This is a genomic window from Actinocrispum sp. NPDC049592 (genome assembly GCF_040675465.1).
Lineage (GTDB): Bacteria > Actinomycetota > Actinomycetes > Mycobacteriales > Pseudonocardiaceae > Kibdelosporangium.
Genome location: NZ_JBFAPA010000009.1, coordinates 343200 through 365775, shown reverse-complemented (window position 1 = coordinate 365775; position 22576 = coordinate 343200). Strand labels below are relative to the sequence as shown.

19 protein-coding genes and 1 riboswitch are annotated in these 22576 nt (G+C 68.0%); of the genes, 9 read left to right on the top strand and 10 right to left on the bottom strand.

Features of this window, described 5'->3' with window-relative positions; translation table 11 throughout:
* Window positions 1-27 precede the first annotated feature (27 nt).
* The 5 genes from AB0J95_RS24640 to recQ all read right to left on the bottom strand — a co-directional run bounded on the left by AB0J95_RS24640 (window position 28) and on the right by recQ (window position 7627).
* A complete protein-coding gene (locus AB0J95_RS24640; protein WP_364762033.1) occupies window positions 28-2055 on the bottom strand; it encodes a PQQ-dependent sugar dehydrogenase in 2028 nt (675 codons plus the stop codon).
* Between the two features lie 136 nt (window positions 2056-2191).
* Window positions 2192-5074, bottom strand: a complete 2883-nt coding sequence (locus AB0J95_RS24635) for a BTAD domain-containing putative transcriptional regulator (RefSeq protein WP_364762030.1) — start codon at window positions 5072-5074, stop codon at window positions 2192-2194.
* 9 nt (window positions 5075-5083) lie between these two features.
* The gene (locus AB0J95_RS24630) at window positions 5084-5476 is read right to left on the bottom strand and encodes a hypothetical protein (RefSeq protein ID WP_364762027.1); all 393 of its coding nucleotides are present in this window, start codon (window positions 5474-5476) and stop codon (window positions 5084-5086) included.
* Between the two features lie 15 nt (window positions 5477-5491).
* Entirely contained in the window at window positions 5492-5752 is a 261-nt protein-coding gene (locus AB0J95_RS24625; protein ID WP_364762024.1) for a DUF3040 domain-containing protein, read from the bottom strand.
* A gap of 54 nt (window positions 5753-5806) precedes the next feature.
* A complete protein-coding gene (recQ, locus tag AB0J95_RS24620) occupies window positions 5807-7627 on the bottom strand; it encodes a DNA helicase RecQ (RefSeq protein WP_364762022.1) in 1821 nt (606 codons plus the stop codon).
* Between the two features lie 103 nt (window positions 7628-7730).
* Between recQ and AB0J95_RS24615 the strand changes: the two genes are divergently transcribed.
* From AB0J95_RS24615 to AB0J95_RS24595, 5 genes are all read left to right on the top strand, one after another.
* Window positions 7731-8273, top strand: a complete 543-nt coding sequence (locus AB0J95_RS24615) for a thiamine pyrophosphate-dependent enzyme (RefSeq protein ID WP_364762019.1) — start codon at window positions 7731-7733, stop codon at window positions 8271-8273.
* A gap of 26 nt (window positions 8274-8299) precedes the next feature.
* Window positions 8300-9484, top strand: a complete 1185-nt coding sequence (gene metK / locus AB0J95_RS24610; protein ID WP_364762016.1) for a methionine adenosyltransferase — start codon at window positions 8300-8302, stop codon at window positions 9482-9484.
* A gap of 95 nt (window positions 9485-9579) precedes the next feature.
* Window positions 9580-10797 carry an 8-amino-7-oxononanoate synthase gene (locus AB0J95_RS24605; RefSeq protein WP_364762013.1) on the top strand — a complete coding sequence of 406 codons (1218 nt, stop codon included), beginning with the start codon at window positions 9580-9582 and terminating at the stop codon, window positions 10795-10797.
* An 89-nt stretch (window positions 10798-10886) separates the two neighbouring features.
* Window positions 10887-12020 carry a hypothetical protein gene (locus AB0J95_RS24600; RefSeq protein ID WP_364762010.1) on the top strand — a complete coding sequence of 378 codons (1134 nt, stop codon included), beginning with the start codon at window positions 10887-10889 and terminating at the stop codon, window positions 12018-12020.
* Window positions 12017-12574, top strand: coding sequence for a hypothetical protein (locus tag AB0J95_RS24595; RefSeq protein WP_364762007.1), 558 nt, complete (start codon window positions 12017-12019; stop codon window positions 12572-12574). The genes AB0J95_RS24600 and AB0J95_RS24595 overlap by 4 nt, the downstream gene beginning before the upstream one ends.
* On the opposite strand, the gene AB0J95_RS24590 is transcribed toward AB0J95_RS24595, so the two are convergent.
* Both AB0J95_RS24590 and AB0J95_RS24585 read right to left on the bottom strand, forming a co-directional pair.
* Window positions 12569-13225, bottom strand: coding sequence for a response regulator transcription factor (locus AB0J95_RS24590; protein ID WP_364762004.1), 657 nt, complete (start codon window positions 13223-13225; stop codon window positions 12569-12571). The genes AB0J95_RS24595 and AB0J95_RS24590 overlap by 6 nt on opposite strands.
* Complete coding sequence (locus AB0J95_RS24585) at window positions 13222-14319, bottom strand: sensor histidine kinase (RefSeq protein WP_364762001.1); 1098 nt, start codon at window positions 14317-14319, stop codon at window positions 13222-13224. The genes AB0J95_RS24590 and AB0J95_RS24585 overlap by 4 nt, the downstream gene beginning before the upstream one ends.
* A 179-nt stretch (window positions 14320-14498) precedes the next feature.
* Here AB0J95_RS24585 and AB0J95_RS24580 point away from each other — a divergent pair, with 179 nt between their 5' ends.
* From AB0J95_RS24580 to AB0J95_RS24565, 4 genes are all read left to right on the top strand, one after another.
* The gene (locus tag AB0J95_RS24580) at window positions 14499-14864 is read left to right on the top strand and encodes a hypothetical protein (RefSeq protein WP_364761998.1); all 366 of its coding nucleotides are present in this window, start codon (window positions 14499-14501) and stop codon (window positions 14862-14864) included.
* A complete protein-coding gene (locus tag AB0J95_RS24575) occupies window positions 14861-16306 on the top strand; it encodes a multicopper oxidase domain-containing protein (protein WP_364761995.1) in 1446 nt (481 codons plus the stop codon). The genes AB0J95_RS24580 and AB0J95_RS24575 overlap by 4 nt, the downstream gene beginning before the upstream one ends.
* 31 nt (window positions 16307-16337) lie before the next feature.
* A riboswitch (S-adenosyl-L-homocysteine riboswitch) is annotated at window positions 16338-16421 on the top strand.
* Between the two features lie 13 nt (window positions 16422-16434).
* The gene (gene ahcY, locus AB0J95_RS24570) at window positions 16435-17880 is read left to right on the top strand and encodes an adenosylhomocysteinase (RefSeq protein WP_364761992.1); all 1446 of its coding nucleotides are present in this window, start codon (window positions 16435-16437) and stop codon (window positions 17878-17880) included.
* A gap of 56 nt (window positions 17881-17936) precedes the next feature.
* Window positions 17937-19622 (top strand): hypothetical protein, encoded by a 1686-nt coding sequence (locus AB0J95_RS24565; protein ID WP_364761989.1) that lies wholly within the window; start codon window positions 17937-17939, stop codon window positions 19620-19622.
* A 45-nt stretch (window positions 19623-19667) separates the two neighbouring features.
* Here the strand turns inward: AB0J95_RS24565 and AB0J95_RS24560 are convergent, their stop codons facing one another.
* The 3 genes from AB0J95_RS24560 to AB0J95_RS24550 form a co-directional block, all read right to left on the bottom strand.
* Complete coding sequence (locus AB0J95_RS24560) at window positions 19668-20474, bottom strand: alpha/beta hydrolase (RefSeq protein ID WP_364761986.1); 807 nt, start codon at window positions 20472-20474, stop codon at window positions 19668-19670.
* Window positions 20471-20962 (bottom strand): SRPBCC family protein, encoded by a 492-nt coding sequence (locus AB0J95_RS24555; protein ID WP_364761983.1) that lies wholly within the window; start codon window positions 20960-20962, stop codon window positions 20471-20473. The genes AB0J95_RS24560 and AB0J95_RS24555 overlap by 4 nt, the downstream gene beginning before the upstream one ends.
* Before the next feature lie 101 nt (window positions 20963-21063).
* Window positions 21064-22557 (bottom strand): FAD-binding protein, encoded by a 1494-nt coding sequence (locus AB0J95_RS24550; RefSeq protein ID WP_364761980.1) that lies wholly within the window; start codon window positions 22555-22557, stop codon window positions 21064-21066.
* Window positions 22558-22576 lie beyond the last annotated feature (19 nt).

Sequence of the window (22576 nt, the reverse complement as noted above, 5' to 3'; positions counted from 1 at the left end):
CCGAGCGATTGGGAGGTTGAAGGTCCGTTAGTTGTATTGGATGTCGACGCGGAGGATCCTGTCGTTGTTGGGGACACCGTCTTTGTCTGTTGTGGTGGTCAGCCAGATGTCGCCCTGGGGGTCGACTTCGACGGTGCGCAGGCGATCGAAGGTGCCCTGGAAGTAGCGCTGGGACTCGACGAGGTTGCTGTTCTGGTCGATGCGCATCCGGTAGACGCTCTGGCCCACGGTGGTGGCGACGAACACGTAGTCGTTGATGATGGTCAGGCCGCTGGGGCAGCCGGAGCTGGTCGGCCAGGTGCGCTTCGGCGCGATGAAGCCGCCGCAGCTGCCGCTGGTGCCCTCGCAGTTGGGCCAGCCGTAGTTCCCGCCGCGCTGGATGAGGTTGACCTCGTCCATGATCGTATTGCCGAACTCGGCTTCCCACAAGCGTCCCTGCGAATCGAAGTCCAGACCCTGGGGGTTGCGGTGGCCCTTGCTCCACACGGCGTTGCCGAACGGGTTGTCCGCGGGGATGGTGCCGTCGGGGTTGATCCGCAGGATCTTGCCGTTGAGGGAGTTGTTGTCCTGCGCGCGGCTGGAGGTCTGCGCGTCACCGACACTGGCGTACAGCTTGCCGTCCGGGCCGAAGCGCAGCCGGCCGCCGTTGTGGAACTGGCTCTTGGCGATGCCCTGCACCAGGATCTGGTACGTGCTCTGGGTAAGCGCGCCGTTCTCGTACTTGATCCGGATGACGCGGTTGCCCTCGTTGGCGGTGTGGTACACGTACAACCAGTGGTCCGTGGCGAAAGTGGGCGCGACCTCCAGGCCGAGCAGACCGCCCTCACCGTTCGTCCCGACCGCCTGGTTGATCTTGCCCGCCAACGTCTTCTGGCCGGACGCGGTCAACCGGTAGATGTTGAACGTGTTGCGCTCGCTGAACAAAGCCGAGCCGTCCGGCAGGAACACCTCGCCCCACGCCACATCCACGCCACTGGCCAAAGTGGTCACCGCGCCGGGGTTCGGCACACCGGCCTGGCCGCCCGACGGTGTCACGCTGATCTCGTTCGAGAACCCGGAAACGTTCCCGGCGGCGTCCCGCGCGCGGATCTTGAACCGGTAGGTCTGGCCGGTCGTCAACCCGGCGACCACAGTGGACGTCGCATTGCCGTCAGCGGATCCACTTTGGACGTTGTCGCGGAAGATGTCGTACGAGGTGACCTTCACGTTGTCGGTCGACGCCGTCCACGTGAGATCGGCGGTTGTCGCGGTCTTGCGCGGTGAAGCCAGGTTGCCCGGCGTGGTCGGCGCTTGGTTGTCCGGCGGCGCGGGATCCGTGCGCACCACGACGACATTCGAGGCCTGGGAGACGTTTCCGGCGGCGTCCTTGGCGAAGACCGCCCACTCGTAGTCGGTGTTCGGGGTCAGGCCGTCGACGGTGGTGGCGAGCACGTTGCCGACGCTCTTCATCAGCTGGCCGTGCTGGTACACGTCATAGCCGGTGACGCCGACGTTGTCGACGGCCGCGTCCCACGCCAGGGAGGTGGTGTTGAACGTCTTTCCGGTGGACCGGAGGTTGGTGGGTGGCTGTGGCGGCACACTGTCCACAGGCGACAGTGTCAGCCGGTCCACGTTCGGCCCGCCATCCCCGGTGACGGCGGTAGCGCGGATCTTAACGGTGCCGGCCGGGATCGTGGTGCGCAGCGTGGTCGTCTGCCACGAGGTCCAGTCGTTGTTGCCCGGGAACGCCCGATCATCCGCGACCAGCGTGCCGTTCACGGTGATGTCCATCGCCCGGTTCTGCGTGGTGCCGTTGGCCCACCGCAGGCTCAGATCCGCGGACGTGGCGGCGGCGTTGGTGATGGTCCACTCGACGTAGCTGCCGACGAGGTTGTCGTAGTTGACAAAACCGCGGCCGGTGAAGCCGGCGTGATTGGACTCGACCACGCCCTGGGAGATGGTCGCGTCCTCGGCTTGGTAGTCCGTGGCGGCATGAGCGGCCGGCGTGCTGACCACGACGGCCGACAACAGCATGGCGCACGGCAGAATCGCGCGCCACAATGGGCGGTGTGCCACAGAGGCCTCCTGTGCAGGGTGGGGAGGTAGCGGCGGCTTGTGTGTTACGACTTTGTTTAAGACCCAAATTCAGGCATGTGAAAGCCTACCGTGTCAACACCCATCCCGCTTGCCGGGGCATCGTAAAGTTGGTGCACTAACCGGCCAGGCCGGCCTGGTAGTTGTGACTGAACTGGTCAGGGCCGATGCGAACGGTTGCGGCCGATGAAACCGCTCCCACATCCGTATCCCCCGCGACGGCCATACCGCGCAGCCGGGTCGCGGTGCCCAGCAGCCGAGCGGCCCGCGCGGGATCATCCTCAAGCAACGCCACCGCGGCGAGTCCCTCGGTCACGGCGGCCCGCAGCGCGCTGTTGTCCCACCGGCCCGCGTCGGCCAGCGCCTGACCGAACCACTCGGCGGCCTCATCGGCTTTCTTTTCGGCACAAGCCACCCAGCCCAGCGCGACGAGGATCCGCGAGCGGGTCCAGTCCGGTCCGAACCAGCCGGACCCGCATTCGTCCCGCGCCAGCAGGCACAAACGGCGCGCTTCCCCGAGATCGCCGCGGCGGCGCGCGAGCGTCGCCTGCCCGAGGTGCGCACCGACCAGTAAACCAGGCGTGGCAAGCCGTACGGCCAGCGTCTCGACGCGGTGGTACTCCTGTGCGGCGGCGGCCGGATCACCGGACCTCATCAGGCAGTCCGCTCGCCGGATGATCAGCTCACCGAGCTCGTCGGTCGAGCCGAGGTCGCCGACCAGCCGGATCGCCTCGTCCAGCAAGGAAATCGCCCGCGCGTGGTCGCCGCGCCAGCTGACGATCACCGACAGCTCCATCAGGCACTGCATGCTGCCCCAGCGCTCGCCCAAGGCGCGGAACCGGTCCAGCGCCTCGTTCAGGCTGTGGTAGGCGGCGTTCACGTCCCCGGCGAAGCTCTCGTAGAACGACCGGCCCAGTGGCTCCAGCGCCGTGCTCCACTGGTCCGAACCGATCAGCTTCGCCGCGTCCTCAGTGGACGGCGGGCCGACCGCGGGTGCGACGACGACCGTGGTGAACGGGTTCTTCGGCGGAGCCTGACGAGCGCGGCCCCAGGCGTGAATCATCGAGAGGTGTGCCCGCAGCGGCTCTTCCCCCTTGGCGCCCAACGCGTTCACCACGCAGAGCACGTACTCCTCGCCGCGGCCCTCGGGCAGCGCGGGACCGAGCTTCTCCGCCAGCTCAAGGCAAAGCCGCGCACCCTCGAACCGCCGCCCACGCATCCACCAGTACGGAGACAGCGCGCCCACCAGCCGCAACGCCAGGTCGGGGTCACTGTCCACAGCGAACCGAAGCGCGGCGTGCAGGTTGTCGTGTTCGGCCTCGAGCCGGTCGAGCCATTCGAGCTGCTCCGAGCCCAGCAAAAACGACGTCGCGTGCGCGGCGAATTCCAGAAAATGCCGCGCGTGGCGGAGCCGGATTTCCGGCGAGTCGAGCCGTTCGGCGCAGAAAGCCCGAATCGTCTCCAGCATCCGGTACCGGTCGCCGACGATCTCCACCAACGACTTGTCGACCAGGCTCTCCAACACCTCGCCGGGCAGCCCGGAAACCGCCTCGGCGTCCGCGAGGGTGGCGCCGCCGGCGAACACGGTCAGCCGGGCGGCGAGGGTCCGTTCCGAAGCCGAGAGCAGGTCCCAGCTCCACTCGACCACCCCGCGCAGCGTCCGGTGCCGTTCCTCGGCGGTCCGGCTGCCCTTGGACAGCAACGTGAACCGGTCGTCCAGCCGTGCTGCGATGTCCTTGACGCTCAACGACCGCACCCGCGCCGCGGCCAGCTCGATGGCCAGCGGCAACCCGTCCAGCGCCTCGCAGATGTGCGCCACGTCCTCCGCGAACGACCCGCGCACCGCCGTGGCCCGGTCGTTGAACAGCCGCACCGCGAGCGAAGGAGTCAACCGCGGCACCGGGTACAGCGCTTCCCCGGTGATGGCAAGGGGTTCCCGGCTGGTTGCGAGGATGCGCAGCTCGGGCCGTTGGGCCAGCAGGTATCCGGCGAGCTGGGCGGCGTCCTCGATGACGTGCTCGCAGTTGTCGAACACCAGCAGCAACGGCCGCGAGTCCAGTGCCGCCGCGATGCGTTCGGCGGGCGGCGCGGTCACGGTCCGCGACTCGCGCAACCCCAACGCGGTGAGCACGCCCTGAGCCACGTCCGAACTCTTGGCCAGCTCGACGAAACACACCTCGAAGTCCCGCGAAACCTCGACGGCCAAACGTGTCTTGCCGGTACCACCGGGACCCGTCAACGTCACCAACCGGTGCCGCTCCAGCAACGCGGTGACCTGCGCAAGATCATCATCCCGCCCGACAAAGCTGGTCAGCTGAGCAGGAGGCGGGGTCAGCGTGATGGCCTCGCTCTTCAGGATCGCGACGTGCGTCCCGGACAACTCCGCCGACGGGTCCGCGCCCAGCTCCTCGGCGAGCGTCTGACGCGCCTGCTCGAAAGCGGTCAACGCCTCCGCCTGACGCCCACCGGCCGCCAAAGCCCGCATCAGCTGGCCGCGGAATCGTTCCCGCAGCGGATGCGCGGCGACCAGCTCCTGCAGCCGGGGCACGCTCGCCGGGCCCAGCGAGCCCTCGATGTCCGCCTCCAGCGCGCGCAGCCGCAGCTCCTCCAGCCGTGACAGGTACGCCTCACCCAGCTCAACGGGCGGCGACCCCCGCCACAACGCCAGCGCCTCACCGGGACGCCCCTCGGACAGCAGCGACTCGAAGACATGCGCGTCGATATCCGCAGGGGACACGTCGAGCCGGTAGCCGAACGCAGTGCGCTCGACCAGGCCACCCAGGCTCCGCCGCAACCGCGACACCTGAGCCTGCAGCGCGTTGGCACCGCCCTCAGGCGGGGAGGAACCGTACAACCCGTCGATCAACCGGTCGGTGGACACGACTCGGGGCGCGTCGGCGAGCAGCAACGTCAGCAACACACGGACCTTGGGGCCACCCAGTGCGACGAGCGAACCGTCGGCGCGCCGGGCCTCCACCTCACCCAGGATCCCGAACCGCACGGGCCGAGATTACGTGATCGCCACCCCCGCGTCCCGCAAACTCTCCTCCACGCGCAGCCGCTCCAGCTCCAGGTCGATGCCGGGGGACAGCTGGTCGATCCGCTGCGGCACCCGCACCGCGCGGCACGCCTGGACCAGCAGGTGGTCGTACGCCTGGAGGGTGCCCAGCCGCCGGACGACGGGTGTGCCGGACTCGTAGGTGACCAGGATCCGGCGGACTCTGCGCAGGTCAGCGGCGAGTTTCTCGATCGGGGGACCGGCCGGTGCGGGTTTGGGCCTGCGCTGGAACCGCCGGAACAGGCGGGGCAGCCACAGGAAGGCCCCACACACTGCCGTGGGGATCAACGCGATCACGACATACAGCAGCATGTTGAGAACAGGAACCCCGGCCGTCGCGGCCATGGCTCATCGTACTGCTCAGCGGGTCTTGTCGCGTCTGCTCGTGACCAGGCAGCCGGCCACGATCGCGGCCACCGCGGCGGCGAAGATCAGCACGAACGTCGAGGTGACGATGCCCAGCACGGCCAGCGCCACGGCGACGGACGTGGCGAGGACCTGGGGCACCGGTGAGGGCTTGCGGATCGGTCCGGTCCGCAGAGTGCGCGCCAGTACCGGGTCGTCCTGCTCGAACCATTCCTCGATCAGGCGAAGCTGTTTGCGCTCGTACGGTGTGAACATCGGGGCTCCCCTGCGTGGTGCTGCTGGAGCCTGGATCCCCCGTTTAACGCATGATCACACCTGTTCGAGGGTGTCGAGCACCTGCTGTCCGTATTTCGCGAGTTTGTTCTCACCCACACCGTTGATCTTGCCGAGTTCGGCGAGTGTCGCCGGACGAACCGTGGCGATCTCGCGCAGGGTGGCGTCGTGGAAGATGACGTAGGCGGGCACGCCCTGTTCCTTCGCCGCCGCGGCCCGCCAGGCCCGCAGCTGCTCGAAGACCGGCGCCGCCTCGGCCGGCAGTTGCGCGGCCGCTGCTGGAGCCGCCTTTTTCGACTTGTTCCTGACCGGCTCGGCCTCGCGGCGCATCGGGACCTGGCGTTCCTGGCGGAGCACCGCGGAGCTGGCCTCGGTGAGCACGAGCACGCCGTAGTCGCCCTCGACCGCGACCAGTCCCTGGGCCAGCAGCTGCCGGACGACCCCGCGCCAGGCACTCTCCGTGAGGTCCTCGCCGATGCCGAACACCTTCAGCGTGTCGTGGTCGTGCTGGAGCACCTTGGCGGTCTTGCGGCCGAGCAGGATGTCGATGACCTGCCCGGCGCCGAACTTCTGCCGCCGTTCCCGCTGCAGCCGGTACACCGCGGAGAGGAACTTCTGCGCCGCGATGGTCCCGTCCCACGACTCCGGCGGCGACAGGCAGGTGTCGCAGTTGCCGCACGGGTCGGCCTTCTCGCCGAAGTAGTTCAGCAGCTGGACGCGACGGCAGCTGACCGTCTCGCACAACGCCAGCATCGCGTCCAGGTGGCTGTTCAGCCGCCGCCGGTGGGCGTCGTCGCCCTCGCTGCTCTCGATCAGCTTGCGCTGCTGGACCACGTCCTGCAGCCCGTACGCCAGCCACGCGGTCGACGGCAGCCCGTCGCGGCCCGCGCGGCCGGTCTCCTGGTAGTAGCCCTCGACCGACTTCGGCAGGTCCAGGTGCGCGACGAACCGCACGTCCGGCTTGTCGATACCCATGCCGAACGCGATCGTCGCGACCACGACCAGGCCGTCCTCACGCAGGAACCGCGACTGGTTCTCCGCGCGGGTCCGGTTGTCCAGGCCCGCGTGGTACGGGACGGCCGCGATGCCGTTGGCGTTGAGGAACTCCGCGGTCTTCTCCACCGAGTTGCGCGACAGGCAGTAGACGATGCCCGCGTCGCCCTTGTGCTCGGTCTGCAGCAGGTCCAGCAGCTGTTTGGTGGGGTTGTTCTTGGGCACGATCCGGTACTGGATGTTCGGCCGGTCGAAGCTGGCGACGAAGTGCCGGGCCTCGGTCAGGTTGAGCCGGGTCGCGATCTCGCGGCGGGTCGCCTCGGTGGCGGTGGCGGTCAACGCGATCCGCGGCACGTTCGGCCAGCGTTCGTGCAGCTCGGACAGGGCGAGGTAGTCCGGGCGGAAGTCGTGGCCCCACTGCGACACACAGTGCGCCTCGTCGATCGCGAACAGCGAGATCCGGCCGCGGTCGAGCAGGTCCAGGGTCGCCGGCACGCGCAGCCGCTCCGGCGCGAGGTAGAGCAGGTCCAGCTCACCGGCCTGGTAGCAGGCCTCGACCAGCCTGCGGTCCTCGAAGTCCTGGGTCGAGTTGAGGAACCCGGCGCGCACCCCGAGCGTGTTCAGCGCGTCCACCTGGTCCTGCATCAACGCGATCAGCGGCGAGATGATCACCCCGACCCCGTCCCGGACCAGCGCCGGGATCTGGTAGCAGAGCGACTTCCCGCCGCCGGTGGGCATCAGCACGAGCGCGTCGCCGCCGGTGACGACCTGGTCGATGATGTCGCCCTGGACCCCGCGGAACGACTCGTAGCCGAACACCCGGCGCAGCACGTCCAGTGACTTGTCGATCTCTGCCTGGGTCACCCGGGGAGTCTATGTCTTGCGCGTGTCTTGCGTAGCGCGCCCTAGCGTCTCGAATCGGGACGCTTGCTTCGGATGCGGTGTTCCCGGCCTAGGGAGGCTCGCGTTGACCGCAATCGACGGCCTGCTCGGTACCCGGACAGACACGCACTGGTGCTCCGGATGCGGCGACTACGTCGCGCTGGACACCGTTCAGGCGTTGCTTCCGGGGCTCGGCCTCGGCCAGATCGTGGTGTACACCGGGATCGGTTGCGCGGTCAGGACTTCGCTGTCGGTGGACATCGATGGCGTGCATGTCGTCCACGGCCAGCAGCCCGCCGCGGCGGCGAGCCTCGCCACGCGGCGGCCGGACCTGTCGGTGTGGGTGGTCATCCGCGACGGTCACACGATGATGGCCGGCGGCAACGAGCTGATCACCGCCATGCAGCGCAACGCCGAGCTCAAGATCTTGTTGTACGACAACCAGCCCGACCCGTTGTCGCTGCAGTGCGGCATCTCGTTCCTGGCCCGGGTGTCCTATGCCGACCGCCCGACCCTGGTGGACGTGCTGACCGCGGCAGGAAAGCATCGTGGCGCCGCGCTGGTCCAGGTGCGGCCCAAGGGACAACGGGTCAGCCCCGCCGGGATTCTGCGGCAAGTCCAGCACTGAAGAATTGATACAGTCAGGAGAGTCCGATGAGTGACGCGTCCCGTCGCCTGTTCACCTCGGAGTCGGTGACCGAAGGGCATCCCGACAAGATCTGCGACGCGATCAGCGACTCCATCCTGGACGCGCTGCTCGCCGCGGACCCGGCCAGCCGGGTCGCCGTGGAGACCCTGATCACGACGGGTCAGGTGCACGTGGCGGGCGAGGTGACCACCGAGGCCTACGCCGACATCCCGACCATCGTGCGGCAGAGGATCCTGGACATCGGGTACGACTCGTCGGCCAAGGGGTTCGACGGCGACTCGTGCGGGGTGAACGTCGCCATCGGTTCGCAGTCACCGGACATCGCGCAGGGCGTGGACTCCGCTGTGGGCGCCGAGGACGACCTGGACAAGCAGGGCGCGGGCGACCAGGGCCTGATGTTCGGGTACGCCTGCTCGGACACGCCCGAGCTGATGCCGTTGCCGATCGCGTTGGCGCACCGGCTTTCCCGGCGGCTGACCCGGGTTCGCAAGGACGGCGTGCTGCCTTATCTGCGGCCGGACGGCAAGACCCAGGTGACCATCGAGTACGTCGGTGACCGGCCGGTTCGGCTGGACACGGTCGTGCTGTCCACCCAGCACGCGGACAAGATCGACCTGGAGCGTCTGCTCACTGTGGACATTCTGCAGCAGGTGATCACGCCCGAGATTTCGGCGCTGGAGCTGGACACTGCCGATGTCCGGACGTTCGTCAACCCGACCGGGCGGTTCGTCATCGGTGGCCCGATGGGGGATGCGGGGCTGACCGGGCGGAAGATCATCGTGGACACGTACGGCGGGATGGCGCGGCACGGCGGTGGCGCGTTCTCCGGCAAGGATCCGTCCAAAGTGGACCGTTCGGCCGCGTACGCGATGCGGTGGGTGGCCAAGAACGCCGTCGCCGCAGGGCTCGCCACCCGGATGGAGGTCCAGGTCGCCTACGCCATCGGCAAAGCGGCCCCGGTGGGCCTGTTCGTGGAGACCTTCGGCACCGAGACCGTTGACCCGACGAAGATCCAGCAGGCCATCGCCGAGGTGTTCGACCTGCGGCCGGCCGCGCTGATCCGGGACCTCGACCTGCTGCGGCCGATCTACGCGCCGACCGCCGCCTACGGTCACTTCGGCCGGACCGACCTCGACCTGCCCTGGGAGCGCACAGACCGTGCGGACGCGTTGCGGTCGCTGGTGTCCTGACGCTTCTTGCGCCCCGCTTGCGGTGCGGGCGCGACGATGAGGCAGTGACCTGTTTGCCATTAGAGCCAGCCTGACTTGGGTGGAGGAGAAGGACCGTGAGTGAGTCTGAAGCCTGGAAGTACGTTCAGCCGAAGATCGATGCGCTCAGCAAGCGGGTCAAGGCTCTCGAGTGGGAACCCATCAGGCGCAACAGCTTCATGCCGTACACCCCGTATGGGAACACGCCGTACGTGGACCTTGAGGGCGAGAAGCTGCTGATGATGTCCGGCTATGGCTACATTGGACTCAACGGCGACCCGCGGGTCGTCGGCGCTGCCCAGGCCGCGGTCGAGAAGTACGGCACCGGCCTGCCGGGTGTGCGTGCGCTGGCCGGGACCACGCCGCTGCACGAGGAGCTCGAGGACGAGGTCGCCAAGTTCCTCGGCCGGGACAAGGGCCTGGTGTTCTCCTCCGGCTACGCGGGCAACATCGGCACGATCGGCGCGGTCGCCGGCCCCGGCGACACCATCGTGCTGGACAAGCTGGCCCACGCCAGCCTGGTGGACGGCGCCCAGCTGTCCGGCGCGACCGTGACCCGGTTCCGGCACAACGACGCAGGCCACCTCGACCGCAGGCTCGCCGAGGTCACCAAGACCGGCACGATCCTGGTCATCGTCGACAGTGTGTACTCAATGGACGGTGACATCGCCCCGCTGCCGGAGCTGCGTGAGGTGTGCGACAAGCACAACGCGCTGCTGATGGTGGACGAGGCGCACGCGCTGGGCGTCATCGGCGCAACCGGCCGCGGCATCGAGGAGCACTTCAACTACGAGTTCAAGGCGGACATCAAGGTCGGCACGCTGTCGAAGGCCATTCCGGCCAACGGCGGCTGGCTGGTCGGTCCCGAGGACTTCATGTACTACATGAAGCGCGCCGCCCGCCCGTTCCTGTTCTCCGCGGCGCTGGCCCCGGCCCAGCTCGGCGCCGGCCTGGAGTCGTTGCGGATCCTGGACAAGGAGCCGTGGCGGGTGCAGTACGCGCAGCAGGAGTCGACCCGGTTCCGGGACATCCTCAAGGAGGCCGGGATGGACACCGGCGACAGCGAGACCGCCGTCGTGCCGTTGATCGTGGGCTCCTCGGAGAACGCCTTCGACTACTCGACCGAGCTGCGCCGGGCCGGCGTGATCGGCATCCCGGTGATCACCCCCGCGGTCCCGCCGAGCCTGTCCCGGCTGCGCATCGCGATCACCGCCGCGCACTCCCGCCAGGACCTCGACACCGCGATCGCCGCGTTCCTGGACGCCGCGCGCAAGCTGAAGTTCATTGACGTGTGATTCACCAACAGCCGCAGCCGTAACCGTGTTCTCGGCGGCTCCTGGGGGAACTTGCCCGGGGGCCGCCGTTTGGGGCTAGGGTGTCGGCCGTGCGTCGTCCGTTGACCATTCTGTTATCGCTAGCGCTGCTAGCCGGTTGTGGCACGACTACGCCCGGTATCAGCGTTCCGGAGCGGTTGGAGCTGTCCGCAGGCCTGTCGACGCCTGTTTTGCCGCCGCCATCGGCTTCCACGCTCTCCTCGGCGGCTGCATCCGCGTCCGCGTCGGCCTCGCCACCTGCGGCACCGCCGCCACCGGCCGCTCCGCCCGCGCAGTTCGGCAACCCGGCCGGGAAGGCCGCGGTTCCCGCTGAGGCCAAGGCGGAGGACACGTCCAGGCCCAGCCGTGTGATCGGCACCGGAACTCCGGACAGCTGCACGTCACAGGCGGTTGTCTCGGCGGTCGCGGCAGGTGGGGTGATCACGTTCAACTGTGGCCCCGCGGCGACGACGATCACGATGACCGACACCGCGAAGGTCAAGGCGGGCCCCAAGATCGTGCTCGACGGTGGTGGCCGGGTGACACTGAGTGGTGGCGGCAAACGGCAGATCCTGGTGATGGATGTGCCCAACCAGAGCGGTCCGCAGCTCGTGCTGCAGAACATCTCGTTCACGGACGGCAACTCCGCGACCGACGACGGTGGCGGCGCCGTGTATGTCCGCGGTGGCAAGGTCAAGGTGGTCAACGCGCGGTTCGCCAAGAACCGGTGCGCGGCCAACGGTCCCGACCTCGGCGGCGCCGGCCTGCGGGTGAACCAGGCTCGTAGTGCGCCGGTCTACGTTGTGAGCAGCACGTTCGAGGACGGTTCCTGTGCCAACGGCGGCGCTTTGAGCGGCCTGCACGTGACCTTCATCGTGCTGAACAGTGTGCTGCGGCGCAACAACGCCATCGGCCGGGGCGCGAACCCGGCCCGGCCGGGCACTCCCGGTGGCGGCAGCGGCGGGGCGATCTACACCGACGGCGACAAGTTCACCGTCCGCATCGCCGGTTCGATTGTTGAGGACAACCACGCCAACGAAGGCGGCGGCGCGGTGTTCTTCGTCAGCAACGACCGGTCCGGGTCGATGAGCATCGAGGGATCAACCCTGCGGCGCAACCGCAGCGACGGGTTTGAGACGATCAAGGGGATCTTCTATCTCGGCACGGGGGAGAAACCGGCTGTGTCTGGCTCGACCATCTCATGAAGCTTGCCGCGTACAACAATGCGGTCTGGTGCGACACGGTCTGCCGTGCGCGGGGGATCGACGGGGAGTTCCTCGACGACGCCTGGGTGAGTCCACAACGGACACCCATGTACTACCCGGACGCGGTCACCTTGTCCCCGCAGGCCGACGTGCTGGACAAGATCGATCGCTCGCCGGGCGCGTCGGTCAAGGACAGCTTCGCCACGCTCGACCTGAGCGGGGACGGCTTCTCCGTTCTCTTCGACGCGCAGTGGATCTACCACGATGCCGCGGCGGTGACCACCGATCTGCCCTGGCAGGTCATCGATCCCGGCGAGTACCCGGACGACCCGTTCGTCCGGGTACTCGCGTGCGGCGATTCCCGGGCGGTGATCAACCACAGCGGGGACGCCATCGGTGTGTCCAATGTGGAGGGATCGGTGTGGCCCTGGGTGCCGGCCGCGATCTCGGAGATCTGGCCGGGCCTGCCGGTGGTCGGCTACGAGCAGGACGTCACCGAGCCGGTGCGGCACGGCTTCCAGACCGTGGGGCCGCTGCGCATCTGGGTCTCATGATCCGGCCTTGACCAGGCCGGACTCGTAGGCGAACACCACCAGCTGGGCCCGGTCCCGCGCACCCAGCTTGGTCATCGCGCGGCTGACATGGGTTTTCGCGGTCATCGGGCTGATCACCATCTCGCCGGCGATCTCGTCGTTGGTCAACCCCTTGGCCACCAACGCCATCACCTCGCGCTCCCGGTTGGTCAGCTCCTCCAGGCCGCGGACACTGGCCGGGGGAGTGCGTTTCACGAACTCGCTGATCAGTCTCCGCGTGACCGCGGGGGAAAGCAGCGCGTCCCCGCGGGCGGCGACCCGGACGGCGGCCAGCATGTCGTCGGGTTCGGTGTCCTTGACCAGGAACCCGCTCGCCCCGGCCCGCAAGGCGTTGAACACGTACTCATCCAGGCCGTAGTTGGTCAGGATCACCACGTGCACGCCGGTCAGCCCGGGCGCGGCCGAGATCCGGCGGGTGGCCTCGATCCCGTCCATGACCGGCATCTGCACGTCCAGCAGCACCACGTCCGGCCGGTGTTTCGCCGCCAGGTCAACGGCTTCCTGCCCGTTCGCGCCCTCGGCGACCACCTCGATGTCGTCCTCGGCGGCCAGCAGGGCCCGGATACCGGCCCGGATCAGCACCTGGTCGTCGACCAGCAGTACGCGGATCATGCGACCGGAAGCTCCGCGTGCACCCGGAAACCTCCGGTGGGACGGGGACAAGCGGACAACGTGCCGCCCAAAGCCGTGATGCGCTCCCGCATCCCGATCAGGCCGACCCCGGGAATCGGCGTCAGATCAGGGGTTGCCTGGCCGTCGTCGTCGACGCGCACGATCAGCCCGGTCCGTCCGTACGTGAGGTGGACCGCGGCGGTGGCGGCGCCCGCGTGCCGGGTCACGTTCGTCAAGGCCTCCTGGACGATCCGGTACGCGGCCCGGTCGATGTCCTGTGGCAGGCGGCGTTTGTGGCCGCTGACGTGCACCTCGACCGGCAGACCGGTGGACCGGGCGCGTTCCACCAGGTCGTCGAGCCGGTCCAGGCCGCTGGTCTCCGGCTCGCCGCGCAGCGCCTCCAGGGTCTCGCGGAGTTCCCGCATGGCATCCCGGCTGGCGTCCTGGATCGCGACCAGCGAGTCGGGCACCTCCTCGCCGCGCTTGCGGGCCAGGTGGATGGCGACCCCGGCCTGGACCTTGATCACCGAGATGCTGTGCGTCAACGAGTCGTGCAGGTCCCGCGCGATCCGCAGGCGTTCCTCACCGGCCCGGCGGCGCAGCGTCTCCTCGTGGCTGCGGGCCAGCTCGGCCGCCCGGCGTTCGCGCAGCCGCGCCGCCTCGGCCAGCACGACGGCCGCGACGAACCAGCCCAGCAGCAGGAACCGGGCCTGCAGGTCCTCACGGCTGGGGTGTCCGGGGATCACCACCACGTTCACGGCGATCAGGCCGGCCAGGTAGACCACCGCGCTGGCGATGCCGACCATCCGCGGGCCCAGCCGGATCATCGCGTACAACGCGCATAGCACCGGCAACGCCACTGCCACGTCCGGACGGTCGATCACATACACCGTGAACGTGCTGACCTCGGTGAAGATCAGCACGGCGACCGGGAAGAACCGGCGCAGCGCGAGCGACATCGACGCCGCGATCAACAGAACGTAGACGAACAGCGGCGGAGCGTCGTGCGGCGCCAGCACCGTGTTGGCCACCAGCAGGACCACGACCGCGAGACCGGGCCCGAAGTCCACGGCGACCTGGCGAAACTTCCCCACCAGCGCAGCGTAGCCCGATCATGCCGGGCGCACAGTACCGCCGCGGATGTAGCTCACCCGGCCGGGTACTACCCGGGGAGTATGGCGTTTTGTCTTCCCGCGTGCGACGCGCGTGCCGGTGTCCGGGCGCCAGGATCGCCGCTGTGGCAACTATGACAAGAACTCGAGTGGTGGGACCCGTGGCGCTGTGGGCGTTACGGCTCGCGGGGGTGGTGTTCGCGCTATCCGTGTTCGCCCAGGCGGTCTTCGCCGGCCTGTTCGTCACGGGTGATCTCGGCATGCTTTCCATGCACCAGGTGAACGCGGCCGTGGTGCTGTTCTCGGCGGTGCTGTGGGTGCTCGCGTCGGTCGTGCTGGTGGTGGCGGACAAGGCGTCCGGCCGGTTGATCCTCTTTGGCGTAATCGCGATCGTGGTCACCATCGCGCAGATGGCGTTCGGCGGGAGCCGGGTCCTGTGGCTGCACATACCCCTGGGGGTGGGCATGTTCACCATGGGACTCCGGCTGCTCACTGCGGCCTTCGGGTACGGCAAGGAGCGGTCGTGACCACGCGCCGGGGGTTTCTGGGGCTGCTGGCCGGGGCGGCGGTCGTGGGGGCCACCGGTTTCGTTGTGGTGAACCGCCCTTCGGCCAGTGGACTGTTGACCAGCGCGCGCCTGCCGCCGCCTTTCGCCGTGCCGTTGCCGCTGCCCACCGTTGCGCGGCCGGCACGGGTCACCGCTGACGCCGACTACTACTCGGTGGTGCAGCGAGTGTCCGATGTGGAGATCCTTCCTGGGGTGAAGACTCAGATCTGGGGGTATGACGGTCTCTTTCCGGGTCCGCTGTTCCGGTTGCAGTCCGGCCGTCAGGCCATTGTGCAGCTGCGGAACTCCTTGGACGTTCCCACTTCCACGCACTTGCACGGTGGCGTGACGCCGTCTTCGTCCGATGGGTATCCGACGGACCTCGTGGTTCCCGGTGGTACCAAGGAGTACGTGTATCCGTTGCAGCAGCGCGCGGCGACGCTGTGGTATCACGACCATCGGATGGACTACACCGCTCCTCAGGTGTGGCGCGGCCTTGCTGGGATGGCCATTGTCTCGTCGCCGGAGGAGGAGAATCTGGGGTTGCCGAGCGGGGACCACGATGTTCCGTTGATGATCTGCGATCGGGCGTTCGGCGCCGATGGGTCCTTTGTGTACCCGGCCGCGCATCACGGTCCTGGGGTGACGGAAGCTTTTGCCAACGGCGTGCTGGGTGACGTGATCCTGGTGAACGGGGCGCCTTGGCCGGTGTTCGAAGTGGACGCTTCGCTGTACCGGTTCCGGGTGTTGAACGCGTCCAACGCCCGGCGGTACTCGTTGTCCTTGTCGCAGGGGGAGTTGGTGCAGATCGGGAGCGATTCCGGGCTGCTCGGCCGTCCGGTCCGGCACAAGGAGCTTCCGGTGTCGCCAGGGGAGCGGTTCGATGTGGTCGTCGACTTCGGCGTGTTCCCGGTGGGGACCGAGGTGACCTTGCTGAACACCTTGGACTCCGGCGGGACCGGGCAGGTCATGCGGTTCAAGGTGGTCCGGCCCGGGAAGCGTTCTGCGCTGCCGGAGCGGCTGGCCGACGTGTCTGCTTTGGACGGTGCGGTCACCACCCGGACCTTCGACTTCCGGTCCTCGTCCGGGGACGGGATGACGATGTGGACGATCAACGGGTCGCCGTTCTCGGTGACCGACAGCCTCGCGCAGCCGAAGCTGGGGACGGTCGAGCGGTGGCGGTTCTCGAGTGACTTCCACCACCCTGTGCACCTGCACCTGGCGCACTTCCAGGTGGTCAAGCGCGGGGCGGGCAAGCCGCTGCCGTCGGACGCGGGCTGGAAGGACACCGTGGATGTGCGGCCGTACGAAACGGTCGAGGTGCTGGCGCGGTTCGACGGGTTCAAGGGCCGCTACATGATGCACTGCCACAACCTGGAGCACGAGGACATGGCGATGATGGCCAACTTCGACGTCGGTTGACAATCTCGTCGAAGTGCTGCCACCCTGGATATGGGCCGAGAGGCGCTGCAACGGATCTTTGGGGGTCCGCCACGCTCGGCTCCATCCGATATTCGGACAAGGGCGCCTCCTGACAAGGGAGGTGCCCTTTGTCTCGTTCGCAGACCGTCAACGGGTTGTCGTTCGCCGTGGCGGACCTTTCGCTGGCCGCGTTCGGCCGCAAGGAGATCCAGCTCGCCGAGCACGAGATGCCGGGCCTGATGGCCATCCGCCGCGAGTACGCCGACGCGAAGCCGTTGCGGGGCGCGCGGATCGCGGGCTCGCTGCACATGACGATCCAGACCGCCGTGCTGATCGAGACCCTGGTCGAGCTGGGCGCCGAGGTGCGCTGGGTGTCCTGCAACATCTTCTCCACGCAGGACCACGCGGCGGCCGCGGTCGTCGTCGGTCCACATGGGACTGTTGATGCGCCGTCCGGGACCTCGGTGTTCGCCTGGAAGGGTGAGACGCTTGAGGAGTACTGGTGGTGCACGGACCAGCTGTTCCAGTTCGAGCCGAACCTGATCGTCGACGACGGCGGCGACGCGACTCTGCTGGTGCACAAGGGTGTTGAGTTCGAAGCGGCGGGCGCCGTGCCCGCGCCGGCGGACACCGACCCGGAGGAGTACCAGATCATCCTCCGCACGCTGACCGCGAGCCTCGCCGCCGACCCGCAGCGGTTCACCCGCCTGGCGGCCGGGATCCGCGGTGTCTCCGAGGAGACCACCAACGGCGTCAAGCGGCTCTACAAGCTCGCCAAGGACGGGGAGCTGTTGTTCCCGGCCATCAACGTGAACGACAGCGTCACGAAGTCCAAGTTCGACAACAAGTACGGTATCCGCCACTCGCTCGCCGACGGCATCAACCGTGCCACCGACGTGATGCTCGGCGGCAAGCTCGCGGTCGTCTGCGGCTACGGCGATGTCGGTAAGGGCGCCGCGGAGTCCTTGCGCGGTCAGGGCGCTCGCGTCGTGGTGACCGAGGTCGACCCGATCTGCGCGTTGCAGGCGGCGATGGAGGGCCTCGAGGTCGTGTTGCTCGAGGACGTCGTGCACAAGGCCGACCTGTTCATCACCACCACCGGCAACTTCGGCATCATCACCGCCGACCACATGGCCCAGATGAAGCACAACGCCATCGTCGGCAACGTCGGCCACTTCGACAACGAGATCGACATGGCCGGCCTGGTCGCCACCCCGGGCATCCGCCGGATCACCATCAAGCCGCAGGTCGACGAGTTCGTCTTCCCCGACGGGCACTCGATCATCGTGCTGTCCGAGGGCCGCCTGCTGAACCTGGGCAACGCCACCGGTCACCCGTCCTTCGTGATGTCGAACTCCTTCGCCAACCAGACGATCGCGCAGCTCGAGCTGTTCACCAAGCCGGGCTCCTACGCCCGGGACGTCTACACCCTGCCGAAGCACCTCGACGAGAAGGTCGCGCGCCTGCACCTCGAGGCCGTCGGCGCCCGCCTGACCAAGCTCACCAAGGAGCAGGCCGAGTACATCGGCGTGGACGTCGAAGGCCCCTACAAGCCGGACCACTACCGCTACTGACCTCCATTCGGGCGAATCCAGGCACGGCGAGTAACAAGCTGTGCCTGGATGTCCACATGTCAGATGTGGACCACCCCGGCATGCTCACGGATCTCACCGACACCGAGCGGAAACTGATCGACGCCGCCCGCCTCGGCGTCTGGCTCACCTGCGGCACCCTTGGCCCGGACGACCTGAAGGACACCGACGACCCGAGGTACCACATCCGCGGTGAGGTGATCCGCGAGCTGCTGCTGGGCAGGCACGGGGAGATCGACCCGCACGGGATCCGCATCTCACACGCCCGGATCACCGGCAAGCTTGATGTCGCCCACATCCACGCTCCGGTAGGGCTGTACCTGCGGCACAGCGTCTTCGATGACGTCGCCCTGTTTCACAACGCCCATTTCCCACGGATCGACCTGACCGGCACGCACCTGCCGGGCCTTTATGCGAGCGGGCTGCAAGTGGATGGCGCGCTTCATCTTCGCTACAAGTTCACCGTGCACGGCGACGGCGAGCGAGGCGCGGTGAACCTGATGGGCGCGCGCATCGGCGGTTCGCTGTCCTTCAGCGATGCGACATTGAGCAACACAGTGGGGCCCGCGTTGAACGCTGAGCGGCTCACTGTGGAGGGGGCACTGCGGATGCGCAAGGGGTTCTCCGCGACGGGGGCAGGACGGGCCGGGGCGGTGAACCTGACCATCGCCCACATCAAAGGATTTGTGCTGATCGACGATGCCCGGATCACCAACACCTCAGGACCGGCCCTCCGCGCGGGACAACTGCGCGTGGACGGCTCGCTGAACATCCTCGGCGGCGTGGTGCTGACCGGCGGGAACTGGCCTGGTGCGCTGGATCTGGCGGGCGCCCAGATCGGTGGCTCGCTGTCCTTCACGGGGGCGGAAATGGTCGGTGCCGGTGTCCCAGCCGTGCGAGCGGAGCGGCTCCGGGTGGGCGACCAGGTCGTCTTCCATCGCGGATGCACAGCCACGGGCGGTGGAGACAGGGGCACTGTGGTCTTCAAAGGCGCTCAGGTGACTGGGGCGTTCGACTTCCATGGGTTGCGAATAGACAGCACCGATTCGCTGGTGCTCAACCTGGACAGCGCCCGCTGCGCCTATGTGATCTGCCCGCCGGACCTGATCGAACCGGGCAAGCAGTTCTTCGTTGACGGCTTCACGTACACCGACATCAGTGGTGTGGACTGGAAACGGTGGCTGCAGTGGTTGCGCTTCAACACCGAGAGCTATCTACCCCAGCCATTCCAGCAGCTTGCTGCGACACGCACCGCGGCGGGCCATGACGGTGACGCGCGCACGATCCTGATGGACCAACAGCGGGACCATCGTGCTCGCGGCGAACTCGGTGGCCCGCTGAGCAAGTTCACGCATGCGGCATGGGGTTTGCTTGCCGGATATGGGTATCGGACCCGGAGGACGGCGTTGACCTTGCTGCTGGTGTTGATGTTCGCGGGTGTGTTGGGGTTGTGGGCCGGGCACACATCCACCGGGCCCAACCGGTTCGCCGCCGAGCGGCCGACAGCGACCGGGCAGTGCTCGACTGTGGAACTCATCGGCTTGGGTATCGACCGCGGTCTTCCGTTGGCCAGCACCGGCATCAGAACCAAGTGCGATCTCGACACCTCAAGCACGGCGGGGCAGTGGTTCACGGCCGTGATCTGGTTGCTGCAGGCGGCTGTGTGGGCATTGGCGACTCTGGCGCTCGCCGGGTACACCGGGCTGGTCAGGAAAATAAGGTAAAGCCTCTCATCCATGACCAACGTGGATGAGAGGCTTTGAAAGGGCTCAGGCCAGCTTGAGGATGGCGGCCGAGACCTCGTCGGGGGCTTCCAGGGGGAGCATGTGCCCGGCGCCGGAGATCTCCTCGTACTCGGCGTTCGGCAACGTGCCCGCCACGACCTTGCCCAGGGAGGCGTCGATGACCTTGTCGACGGTCCCGTGCAACACGATCGCGGGCAGCGTGACGGAAGCCAAGGCGGACCGCAGGTCCATGCCCTGCGAGCTCCGGAAGCACGCCGCGCGAACGTGCCTGGACGTCCCGGCGAACAGCGAACGGTGGGCCTCGAGGGCGTTCTTGGAGATCCGCGGGCCCACAGTGCTGCTGATCATCTTGCGTCCCAACGGCCCCCGGCGGATCGCCCACGAGAACACCGGGTTGCCCATCAGCTTCACTTCGCTGTCCGGGGTGTCCTGGTCGTTGGCCGCCGTCGAGAGCAGCACCAGACCACGGACCCGGGAAGAGTCCCGCACCACGAGGGACATCGCGGCGAACCCGCCGCCGGAGTGACCGACGACCACCGCTGAAGTCGCGTCCACGGAAGCCAGAACAGACTCCAGATCCTGGGACAGGCGATCGATGGCGATCGGTGAAGAACCCATTGTGGACTGTCCGTGACCGCGCTGGTCGTACGTCACGACTGTGTGGCCAGCAGCGACCACAGTGGACACGACGTCATCCCACACAGCGCGGGCAGCGGCCCAGCCGTGGGAGAGAACCACGGTCGTGCCACCGGATCCGTGGACGGTCACCGCCAGCGAGGCGCCGTCGTCCGTCTTGACCGTCAGGGACCGGGGAGCTGTGGGGGCGCTCATTTGTGGACTCCGTTGGTGGTGTGGCGGCCGCCGACCAGAGTGCCGAGGTTGCTGAACGCGAGCTGGGTGGCCTCGGAGTGCTTCTGGCCGATGTCGGCCACCTTGCCCAGGACCTTGGCCAGGCCCTGCGGCTGGGTCTTGAAGTGCAAGGCAATGCGGGTCGCGAGACCGCCGTTCACCGGCGTCACAGTGAAGTCCGCGGTGCCGCGGAACACGCCCTCGAAGTACTCGGCGGTCAGCCGGCGGCCGGGGTCGACCGCGACCGTGCGGGAGGTGAACCGCAGCTTGGGGCCGCCCTTGTCCTTGCCCTTCGGGTGCACCGTCCAGTTCACCTTGCTGCCCAGCTCATCCGGCGACCCGGTGGCCTCGAAGGTGTTGAACGGCACCCAGAAACCCGCCGCGCCGCTCAGCTCCGCGATGAGCGCGTTCCAGACCAGGTCCGGTGAGGAGTCGATGTAAGCCTCGTCGATGATGTCGTAGCCGCTCACTGCGGAGCCCTCCTAGTTCGGTCAGATTGGAGTGAGGGAAGGGGCCTCCCGAGGGGCCCCAACCCCCACCCTTTGTCCCACGGCGAGCAGGACCAGACGGGTCAGGCGAAGAAACCCCAACCGGGACTGAGGATGCGATCCGGGTCGTAGCGCCGCTTGGCGGCCACCAGGAAGTCCCACGCGGGACCGAAGTGGCGCTTCCAGTCGGCCGGCGTCATCCCCGGGATCGCGCCGATCACGTAACGCTTGCCGCCCGCCGCGACCAGCCGGTCGTAGAACCGGCGGTTCTGCGCGAGCTGGGCGGGCACGGTGGTGTCGCCCGGCAGCGGCATGCGCAGCAGGTCGACCAGGTAGGCGACCGGTTCGTTCGGCCGCGCGAACAGCGGGTGCTTGACCCGCGCGGTCGGGAACGGCGCCATGATGGAGAAGCCGCCGCCGAGCCCGTCGAAAGGCAGCTCTGCCAAGACCGACGAGACGAAGCTTTGGATCTTCGACGCCGGTACGACCATGTTGAGCCACGGGTGCGGCGTCGACCACAGGCCCTGTTCCTTCCAGGCCTGCTCGTACGGGTCCACCCGGTTGACGAAGTCCCGGAACGGCGAGTCGAACTGGGCCAGCGTGGCCCGCTCGTCGTGCAGCCCGGACAGCAGCGCGGCGTCGTTGGGCACGGTCGGGGCGGAGTAGTGGAACCCGGCCTCGATCTGGTACCAGTACCCGGATCCGTCCGGCTTGGGCGTGAAACCCCCGCTCTGGTGGACGAACCGGCCGTCGCGCATCAGGAACTCCTGATCCGCCTGCCACACCGCCAAACTGTTGTAGTTCAACGTGTACACGCGGATCGTGGCGGGCGCGGGCATCAGCCGCACCTTGGCCTTGGTGATCACCGCGACCTGGCCGCAGCCGTTGAGCACGGCGTTGAACAGGTCCGGGCGGTTGGTGCCGGACGCGGTCAGCACCCGGCCGTCCCCGGTGACCACCTCGATCTCGTCGATGGTGTCGGAGAACAGCCCGAACTTGTGCACCGTGCCACCGAAACCGCCGACGCTGGCGACACCGCCGACCGACAGGCGGATGTAGTCGGTCTGCGAGGGAACGATGAGGCCACGGTCCAAAGTGGCCGCTGCAAGGTCATGCAGGGAGACGCCGCCACCGACGACGGCGTAGGACGAGGTGATGCTGTGGATCCGGTCGAACCCCTTGCCGTCGATGGCGATCCCGCCCGCGGTCAACGCGTTGCCGTAGAACGAGTGCGACTCGAGGTCCGGCGACTCACCGCTGCGGCCGTTGACCGCGACCTTGAGCCGGTTGGCCCGCGCGTAGTTGATGATCTTCACGACGTCCTGCACCGACCCGGTCCGCAGCACCGCCTGCGGCCGCGCCGTGATGAACCCGCCCCAGTCCTTGGCGAACTCGTCGAGGACACCCGAGGTGGCCGTCAACGTGCCGTCCAAGGGCGGCACCGGGGCGTAGGACCCGGCGGCGGGCGAAGCCTCCGCCGTGACCCACGAACCGGTCGCCGCGCTCCAGCCGGCCACAACCGCACCGGCACCGATCCCCTTCAGGAGACCGCGCCGGGAGTGTGCGCTGCTGCTCATCAATCCCCTCCACAAAGAC

Bases quoted from the DNA above. Each gene is read 5' to 3' on its own strand.
- AB0J95_RS24630 (WP_364762027.1), bottom strand. From the start codon at position 5,476: ATGGCCGCGACGGCCGGGGTTCCTGTTCTCAACATGCTGCTGTATGTC.
- AB0J95_RS24625 (WP_364762024.1), bottom strand. From the start codon at position 5,752: ATGTTCACACCGTACGAGCGCAAACAGCTTCGCCTGATCGAGGAATGG.
- metK (WP_364762016.1), top strand. From the start codon at position 8,300: ATGAGTGACGCGTCCCGTCGCCTGTTCACCTCGGAGTCGGTGACCGAA.
- AB0J95_RS24595 (WP_364762007.1), top strand. From the start codon at position 12,017: ATGAAGCTTGCCGCGTACAACAATGCGGTCTGGTGCGACACGGTCTGC.
- AB0J95_RS24590 (WP_364762004.1), bottom strand. From the start codon at position 13,225: ATGATCCGCGTACTGCTGGTCGACGACCAGGTGCTGATCCGGGCCGGT.
- AB0J95_RS24565 (WP_364761989.1), top strand. From the start codon at position 17,937: ATGTCAGATGTGGACCACCCCGGCATGCTCACGGATCTCACCGACACC.
- AB0J95_RS24560 (WP_364761986.1), bottom strand. From the start codon at position 20,474: ATGAGCGCCCCCACAGCTCCCCGGTCCCTGACGGTCAAGACGGACGAC.
- AB0J95_RS24550 (WP_364761980.1), bottom strand. From the start codon at position 22,557: ATGAGCAGCAGCGCACACTCCCGGCGCGGTCTCCTGAAGGGGATCGGT.